Raw genomic sequence first — 8,589 nt, 5'->3', positions numbered from 1 at the left:
CTGCTGGCGGCCGGGCTGGACTTCGTGAGCATCGGCACCAACGACCTCGCGCAGTACGCGATGGCCGCCGACCGCCTCGCCGGCGGGCTGGCCGACCTGCTCGACCCCTGGCAGCCGGCGCTCCTGCAGCTCGTCGCCCTCACCGGCGCGGCCGGCGCCGCCGCCGGCCGCCCGGTCGGGGTGTGCGGGGAGGCGGCCCGCGAGCCGCTGCTGGCGCTCGTCCTCGTCGGCCTGGGCGCCACGAGCCTGTCGATGGCCCCGGCCGCCGTGCCCGCGGTCCGCGCCGCCCTGGCCCGCACGACGGCGGCGACGTGCCGGGCGATGGCCGCGGCCGCGCTGGCCGCCGACTCCCCGCGGTCGGCGCGCACCGCGGTGGCGGGCCTGGCGGACCCCGAGGTCCTCGCGCTGTAGCGTGCGAGGGGTCGCGCACCCGTGACGGACCTCTCGGCGGGACGTCCCCCCGGCCTCGCCGAGAGGTCCCTCAGGGGTGCGCGCCGCGCGTCCGGGACGTCTCCGGGCGCCCGTCCGGGAGGAGCGCCATGGCCAGGGACCCCAGGGTCGTCGTCACGACCGCCGGAGCCGTCCGCGGCAGGCCGCCCGAGCGCGGTGTCCTCGCCTTCCGCGGCATCCCCTACGCGGCCGCGCCGGTCGGCCGCGCCCGCTTCGCCGCCCCCGCGCCCCCGGCGCCGTGGCGGGGGGTGCGCGAGGCGCGCGAACCCTCGCCGGTCGCGCCGCAAGACCCCCGCTCCGGCTACGGCTGGGACCCGGGGGCGGGCGCCGACCACCTCACCGTCGACGTCTCCACACCGGAGTCCGCCCCCGCGGACGCCGCCGCCGGCCGCGGGCGCGCCCTGCCGGTGCTCGTGTGGATCCACGGCGGCGGCTGGATCTCCGGGTCCGGTTCGGCGCCCGCCTACCACCCGCGGGCGTGGGTGCGCCGCGGCTTCGTCGTCGTCTCCCTGAACTACCGCCTGGGCTTCGAGGGGTTCGGGTCGGTGGAGGGGGCGCCGGAGAACCGCGGGCTGCTGGACCAGGTGGCGGCGCTGCGCTGGGTGCGCGAGAACGTCGCCGCGTTCGGCGGCGACCCGGACCGGGTGACGATCGCCGGGCAGTCCGCCGGCGCCGCCTCCGTGGCGGCGCTGCTGTGCGCACCCGCCGCGCGGGGGCTGTTCTCGCGCGCCGTCGCCGCCAGCACCACCGCCGAGACCTACACCGTGGCGCAGGCCCGGCGGGTGGCCGCGCGGGTGGCGAACGCGGCCCGGGTGCCCGCGACGCTCGACGGGTTCGCGGGGCTGCCGCCGGTTCGGCTGCTGGCGGCGACGGCCGCCGTCGCCGAGGACCTGGCCGCCGACCCCGACGCCGGTCCGCGCGGTGCCGTGCCGCTGCTCTACCACCCCGTCGTCGACGGCGACCTGGTGCCGGGACCGGCCATGGAGGGCGCGCACGCGGGCGGCGACCCGGACGTGGACCTGCTGGTGAGCACCACCGAGGACGAGTGGACGCTGTTCTCCCGCAGCCGCTTCGCGCCCGTGGCCAGGACGGGCGCCGACGTGGCGGCGTTCGCCGGGGCGGTGGGCCTGGGCCCGCGGGGGGTGGCGGCCTACCGGCGGCTGCTGCCGGGCGCCGGGCCCGGTGCCGTGGGGGACGCGCTGCTCACCGACGCCCTGTTCGCCGAACCCTCCCGCCGCTTCGCGCGCCGGCACGCCGAGCGCGGCGGGCGCACGTTCCTGGCCCGCTTCACCTGGCGCTCACCCGCCTTCGGCGGCCGGTTCGGCGCCACCCACGGGCTGGACGTGCCGTTCGCCTTCGGCAACCCGCTGGCGATGGAGCTGTTCCTGCACGCGGTGCCGGTGCTGCCGCTGGCGCGGCGCCTGCCCGGGGTGGGCGAGCGGCTGCCCGGGCTGTTCCCCACACCGGCCGCGAGCGCGCTGTCGCGGCGCGTCGTCGATGCGTGGACCTCCTTCGCCGCCCACGGCGACCCCGGCTGGCCGGCCATCGGCGCGGACGGCACGCCGGTGCGGGTGTGGGGCTCCACCGACCGCCTGGAGCGCGAACCCGACCCGCGCGCGGCGATCTGGCACGACGTGGAGTTCCGCCCCTACGACGGTGCGCCCACCGCTGCGCCCACGGGCGGGCCCGGCTCCACCGGCCCGGACCGGACGGCGCGCACCGGGGGCTGAGGGGTTCCCGGGGCGCCGCTCAGCCCAGGAACCCCTCGACGTCCAGCACCCCGCCCGCGGCCTCGAACTCCGCGCGGACCGCGGCCAGCAGCTGCGGGTCGGCCAGCACGTCCAGGGCCGTCAGCGCCAGCCCCACCGCGCCGTCGAGGACCCCGGCGTCCCCGGAGGCGGACCCCGCGGCCGCCGCGAACTCCGCGGTGTGCAGGGACAGCTGCGGGCCGGCGATCGCGAGCATCGGGTGGATCGAGGGCACCCGCACGCTGACGTTGCCGAGGTCGGTGGACCCCGACAGCGTCTCGGGCACCACCCCCGGCGGCAGCGCCGTGCGGCCGCGGCGGGCCTGGTGGCGCGTCCAGCGGGCGGCCATCTCCAGGTTCGCCCGGATCGGCAGGTACGCCGGCCGGCGGTCCCACTCCAGCCGCACCCCGCAGCCGGTCATGGCGGCCGCGGCGCGCAGGATCGCCTCCACCCGCCCGCACAGGTCGGCCAGGGTCGCGGGTTCGGCCGAGCGCACGTAGTACTCCGAGGACGCCGTCGCGGGCACCACGTTGGGCCGCTGGCCGCCGTCGACGACGATGCCATGCACCCGGTCGGCGGGGCTGATGTGCTGGCGCAGCATGGCGACGCCCTGGTAGCCGGCCACGACGGCGTCGAGGGCGTTGCGCCCCATGAACGGCTGGGCCGAGGCGTGCGCGGCGACCCCGGTGTACGTCGCCCGCACCTGCCGGCGGCCCAGGAAGGGCTGCACGGCCACGTCGTAGCTGAACGGGTGCAGCATCACGACGGCGTCCACGCCCTCGAAGGCGCCGTCGCGGGCCATCAGCTCCTTGCCGCCGCCGCCCTCCTCGGCGGGGGTGCCCAGCAGCAGCGCGGTGCCGCCCACCGCTCCCGAGCGCAGCGCGGCGGCCAGGGCGAGGAAGGCGCCGACGGCGGAGGCGCAGATGACGTTGTGCCCGCAGCCGTGCCCGACGCCCGGCAGGGCGTCGTACTCGGCGAGCACCGCCACCACGGGCCCCTCGCCGGCGCTGACGCGCGCCCGCAGCGCGGTCTGCAGCCCGTGCACCCCGACCTGCGCGTCCACCCCGTGCCCGGCGAGCAGGTCCGCGACCGCGCGCACGGAGGCGTGCTCGGCGAACGCCTCCTCGGGCTGGGCGTGCAGCCGGTGGCTCAGCCCCAGCAGCTCCTCGCGCAGCTCCGCCACGGCGGCCTCGGCGGCGTCGAGGACCGCCGCCGGCGCGCCGGCGAAGGCGCTGCGCAGCGGGACGGCGCTGGCCGCCGCCCGCTCGGTGGCGGCGCGCACCCCCTCCAGGTACGTCGCGTCCGGCCGGGTGGGCCGCGTGTCGTCGCGCGCCGCGTCGGGGGTCTGCTCAGCCATGGCAGGCAGGCCTACCGCGCACCGGGCCGCGGATCCAGCCCCCGCGCCGCCGGGTGCGGCGGCGCTCAGCTCGCCCGGGCGCGCACCTCGCGCGGGTCGCGCCCGCGCGGCTGCGAGGGGCGCGGCAGCGCCTCTCCCAGCTCCGGCACGTCGAAGGTGCGCGGGGCGTCCGGCTCCACGGTGAACTCCTCCCCGTGGTGGCGGGTGTCGACCGCTCCGCCGCTGACGACGGTGTAGGTCACCCGCTGCCCCGCGCCCTCGCGCGCGAGCGAGACCTCCAGGCAGGAGCCGCGGTGGCGGGTGCGGAAGCACAGCCCCTGCAGCCCCTCCGGCAGCCGGGGCGCGAAGACCAGCCGGCCGTCGGCGTCGCGCATCCCGCCGTAGCCGGCCACCAGCGCCTGCCAGGCCCCGGCCAGGGAGGCGATGTGCAGCCCGTCGGGGGTCTTGCCGCGCAGGTCGTGCAGGTCCACGAACGCGGCCTCGTGCGCGTAGTCGGCCGCCAGCTCCAGGTGCCCCACCTCGGCGGCGACGACGGCCTGCACCGACGCCGACAGCGAGGAGTCGCGCACCGTCAGCTCCTCGTAGTACTCGAACGCGGCGCGCTTCTCCTGGGGCGTGAACGCCTCCGGGCGCAGCTGCATCGCCAGCACCAGGTCGGCCTGCTTGGCCACCTGGCGCCGGTAGAGGCTGAAGTACGGGAAGTTGTCGGCCAGCGGGTACTGCTCCGGCGACGTGCTCTCGAAGTCCCACCGCTTGCGCTGGGTGGAGCCGGCGTCCTGCGCGTGCACGCCGGTGCCCGGGTCGCGCGGCACGTGCACCGCGTCGGCCAGGCGCACCCAGTCGGCCACCTCGTCCTCGTCGACGCCGAGGGCGTCGGCGCGCTCGGGGAAGCGCCGCGCCAGCTCCACCGCGGCGCGCAGGTTGGCCTGCGCCATGAGGTTGGTGTACGCGTTGTCGTCCACCAGCGCGCTGTACTCGTCGGGGCCGGTGACGCCGTCGACGTGGAAGCGCCCCTCCTCGTCCTCGCGGCCCAGCACCACCCACGAGCGCGCGGTCTCCACGACGACGTCGGTGACGAGCTCGCGCGCGGCGTCCTCGTCGCCGGTGGCGTGCACGTAGCGGACGGCGGCGTCGGCGATGTCGGCGTTCAGGTGCACCGCCGCGGTGCCGGCCGGCCAGTACCCCGAGCTCTCGCGGCCGGTGATGGTGCGCCAGGGGAACGTCGCCCCCGCCAGGCCCAGCTCCCGGGCCCGGTCGCGGGCCGCCGGCAGCATCGCGTGCCGCCAGCGCAGCGCCTCCAGGGCGGCCGGCGGCCACACGTGGTTGAGCATCGGCATGACGAACACCTCGGTGTCCCAGAAGGTGTGCCCGTCGTAGCCGGTGCCGGTCAGCCCCTTGGCGGGGATGCCGCGGTCGGTGGCCTGCGCGGCCGCCTGGAAGACGTGGAACAGCGCGAAGCGCACCGCCTGCTGCAGCCGCTCGTCGCCGTCGACGCGCACGTCCGCGTGCTGCCAGAAGTCGTCGAGGACGGCGCGCTGCTCGTCGGCGAGGTGCTCCCAGCCGGCCCGCAGGCCCTCGGTGAGCTCGGCGCGCAGCCGCTCCAGCAGCGCCTCGCGGTCCACCTGCCGCGCCCAGCCCAGGGTCGCCACCTTCACCACCCGCAGCTCCTGCCCGGGCTCCAGCCGCACGCGCGCGGTGGTGACGACCCGGTCGGCGAGGGCGTGGGTGCGCACCTGCGTGTCGGCGGGACCGGTGACGTCGTGGTCGAAGACCACCGCCACGGCCAGCGCGCTGCCGTCGGTGCGCTGGCGCACGCTGCCGCCGCGCGCCCTCGCCTCGGTCACCGGCTCGTGCAGCTGCGCGCTGCACACCACCGCCGAGCGCACCTCGACCTCCTGCGCCGCGCCGAGCACCTGCACCCGGTAGTCCACGGCCAGCAGCCCCGGGCGGTCCAGGGGCACCACGCGCTCGGAGCGCACCCGCACCTGCGCGCCGTCGGGGGAGGTCCACTCCAGCTCGCGGCGCAGCGAGCCCGCGCGCAGGTCCAGGGTGCGCTCGTGGGCGTGCAGCTCGCCGGTGCGCACGTCGAGGCGCTCGGGGCCCACGAACAGCTCCACGAGCGTGGGGTCGGGCACCGCGACGAGCCGCTCGGCCACCTGCGGGTACCCGTAGCTGTACTCGGGGTAGGTCAGCGGCCACAGCTCGTGGGCGCCGCTGAGGTAGGTGCCGGGGCTGCCGCACGGGGAGCCCTCGTCGAGGGACCCGCGCACGCCGACGCGCCCGTCGGAGAGGGCGAACAGCGACTCGGTGCGCTCCAGCGCGGCCACGTCCAGCTCGCCCTCGTGCACCGCCCACGGGTGCACCGCCCCCAGGCCCCCGTCCTCGTGCTGCCTCGACCCCTCGGAGTCCCCGCTCACGTGCCGCTCCCGTCGTCCGGCCCGCCGCGCCTCGACGGGTCGTGCGCCATCCGAGCAGGTGGGGGGCCCGACCGCACCTCGTCGGCACCCCCCCGCCGGGCTCAGAGGACGGGCGGGCCCGCGATCGCGGCGACCGGCTTGTCCAGCGCGGTGCCCGAGCCGTCGCGGCGGCCGGGCACCTCGGGCAGCGCCACCGCCGTCCCCGTCGGCGTCGCCGCCTCGGCGGGCCCGCGCCCGGCCCACGCCAGCAGCAGCGCGTCCTCGCCGCGGGCGAAGCGGTGGCAGCGCACGCCGCCGGTGGCCCGCCCCTTGGCCGGGTACTCCGCCAGCGGCGTCACCTTCGCCGAACCCAGCTGGCCGGTGCCGCCCGCGGAGTCCCCGGCGACCGTGACGACGACCGCGTCCGGGTCGTCGGCCTCCACGGCCGTCATCGACACCACCCGCGCACCGGGGGAGAGCCGGATCCCCGCCACGCCCGCCGCACCGCGCCCCTGCGGGCGCACCAGCGCCGCGGGGAAGCGCAGCAGCTGCGCGTCGGAGGAGACCAGGACCAGGTCCTCCTCGCCGGTGGTCAGCTGCACCGCGGCCACGACCTCGTCGCGCTGGCGGGCGGTGACGTCCTTGAGCGCGATGACGTCCACCTCCTCGCGGGTGCCCAGCGCCTCCAGCACGACCCGCTTGACCACGCCCGTCGCCGTCGCCAGCGCGAACCCCGGGTCGTCGGGGTCCTGCACGCCGGCCACCGGCAGCGGCACCAGCCCCAGCGCCCGCTCGCCCTTGCCGAAGGTGACGAACTCCTTCACCGCCGCAGCGCCGGACAGCGTCGGGCGGCCGTTGGTGGGCGGCAGCACCGGCAGGTCCAGCACCGGCACGCGCACCAGCCGCCCGGCGGAGGTGAGCAGCCCCACGTACCCGCGCGCGGTGGCGGGGGCGGCGGAGACGACGAGGTCGTGCTTGCTGCGCCGGCCCTCGGTGCCCAGCGGCTCGGCGGTGGCCGTGCGCGCCAGCAGCCCCGTCGAGCTGAGCAGGACGTGGCACGGGTCGTCGGTGATCTCCAGCTGCGTCGCCGCGCCCGGCGCCGGCCCGGCCGAGGTGAGCAGCACCGTCCGCCGCGGCGAGCCGTGCTCGGCGGCGACCGCGGCCAGCTCGTCGCCGACCAGCGAGCGCAGCCGGCCCTCGTCGTCCAGGATCGCCTGCAGCTGCGCGATCGTCGCCCGCAGCTCGGCCTGCTCGCGCTCCAGCTCGATGCGCGAGAACCGGGTGAGCCGGCGCAGCTGCATGTCGAGGATGTAGCGGCCCTGCGGCTCGGAGAGCGCGAAGCGCTCCGTCAGCCGCGACAGCGCGATCCCCGCGTCGTCGCTGCCGCGCACGATCGCGATGACCTCGTCGATGTCGACGATCGCCACGAGCAGCCCGTCGACCAGGTGCAGGCGGTCGCTGGCCCGGGTGAGGCGGAAGCTCGTGCGCCGGCGCACCACGTCCAGGCGGTGCGCGATGAACACCTGCAGCAGCTCGAGCAGCCCCAGCGTGCGCGGCTGGCCGTCGACCAGGGCGACGTTGTTGATGCCGAACGTCTCCTCCATCGGGGTGAGCCGGTACAGCTGCTCCAGCACGGCCTCGGGGACGAAGCCGTTCTTCACCTCGATGACCAGGTGCAGCCCGCGGGTGCGGTCGGAGAGGTCCGTGACGTCCGCGACGCCCTGCAGGCGCTTGTTCTTGACGCTGTCGGCGATCTTCTCGATGAGCCGCTCGGGACCCACCCCGTAGGGCAGCTCGGTGACGACCAGCGCCTGGCGGCGGCCGACCTTCTCCACCCGCACGCTCGCGCGGGTGCGGAACGTCCCGCGCCCGGAGGCGTAGGCGTCCTTGATGCCCTCCAGGCCGACCACGCGCCCGCCGGTGGGGAAGTCCGGGCCCGGCACGAAGCGCATGAGCGCCGGCAGCCCCGCGTCGGGGTGCTTGATGAGGTGGCGCGCGGCGGCCACGACCTCGATGAGGTTGTGCGGCGGCATGTTGGTGGCCATGCCGACCGCGATGCCGCTGGCGCCGTTGACGAGCAGGTTGGGGAACGCCGCCGGCAGCACGCCGGGCTCGGTGAGCCGGTCGTCGTAGTTGGGGACGAAGTCGACGACGTCCTCGTCCAGGCCCGTGGTCATCAGCAGCGCCGCCGGCGCCATCCGCGCCTCGGTGTAGCGCTGCGCGGCCGGGCCGGCGTCCAGGGAGCCGAAGTTGCCGTGCCCGTCCACCAGCGGCAGCCGCATCGTGAACGGCTGCGCCTGGCGCACCAGCGCGTCGTAGATCGCGACGTCGCCGTGCGGGTGCAGCTTGCCCATGACCTCGCCGACCACGCGGGCCGACTTCACGTGCGCGCGGGTGGGCAGCAGGCCCATGTCCTGCATCATGTAGAGGATGCGCCGCTGGACGGGCTTGAGGCCGTCGCGGGCGTCGGGCAGGGCGCGCGAGTAGATGACCGAGTAGGCGTACTCCAGGAAGGCCCCCTGCATCTCCTGCTCGACGTCGATGTCGACGATCCGCTCGGGGACGTCGGGCGGCGGGGCAGGTGCGGTCTTGCGAGGCATGCCCGGCATTCTGCCGTCCCGCTCCGACGCGACGCGTC

The 8,589-nt window shown here is 77.2% G+C and carries 5 protein-coding genes; 2 read left to right on the top strand and 3 right to left on the bottom strand.

The features are described from left to right. Together GTQ99_RS15715 and GTQ99_RS15710 are read left to right on the top strand one after the other, a co-directional pair. Positions 1 to 411 (top strand): putative PEP-binding protein (locus tag GTQ99_RS15715; RefSeq protein WP_338075030.1); only part of this gene is annotated, 411 nt, incomplete at its 5' end. A gap of 128 nt (positions 412 to 539) precedes the next feature. Then, positions 540 to 2,180, top strand: a complete 1,641-nt coding sequence (locus GTQ99_RS15710) for a carboxylesterase/lipase family protein (protein ID WP_166616674.1) — start codon at positions 540 to 542, stop codon at positions 2,178 to 2,180. 19 nt (positions 2,181 to 2,199) lie between these two features. Here GTQ99_RS15710 and GTQ99_RS15705 read toward each other — a convergent pair whose 3' ends face one another. From GTQ99_RS15705 to GTQ99_RS15695, 3 genes are all read right to left on the bottom strand, one after another. Beyond that, on the bottom strand, positions 2,200 to 3,555 hold the full coding sequence (locus GTQ99_RS15705; RefSeq protein ID WP_166616673.1) for an amidohydrolase: 1,356 nt from the start codon (positions 3,553 to 3,555) through the stop codon (positions 2,200 to 2,202). 65 nt (positions 3,556 to 3,620) lie between these two features. After that, positions 3,621 to 5,972, bottom strand: coding sequence for a glycoside hydrolase family 65 protein (locus GTQ99_RS15700; protein WP_338075029.1), 2,352 nt, complete (start codon positions 5,970 to 5,972; stop codon positions 3,621 to 3,623). Positions 5,973 to 6,073: 101 nt separating this feature from the next. After that, on the bottom strand, positions 6,074 to 8,551 hold the full coding sequence (locus tag GTQ99_RS15695) for a DNA gyrase/topoisomerase IV subunit A (RefSeq protein ID WP_166616672.1): 2,478 nt from the start codon (positions 8,549 to 8,551) through the stop codon (positions 6,074 to 6,076). Between the last annotated feature and the right edge of the window lie 38 nt (positions 8,552 to 8,589).

It is taken from the genome of Kineococcus vitellinus (genome assembly GCF_009906315.1).
Taxonomy (GTDB): domain Bacteria; phylum Actinomycetota; class Actinomycetes; order Actinomycetales; family Kineococcaceae; genus Kineococcus; species Kineococcus vitellinus.
The sequence above is the reverse complement of the archived record's forward strand: the minus strand, read 5'-3'. Positions and strand labels throughout refer to the sequence as shown.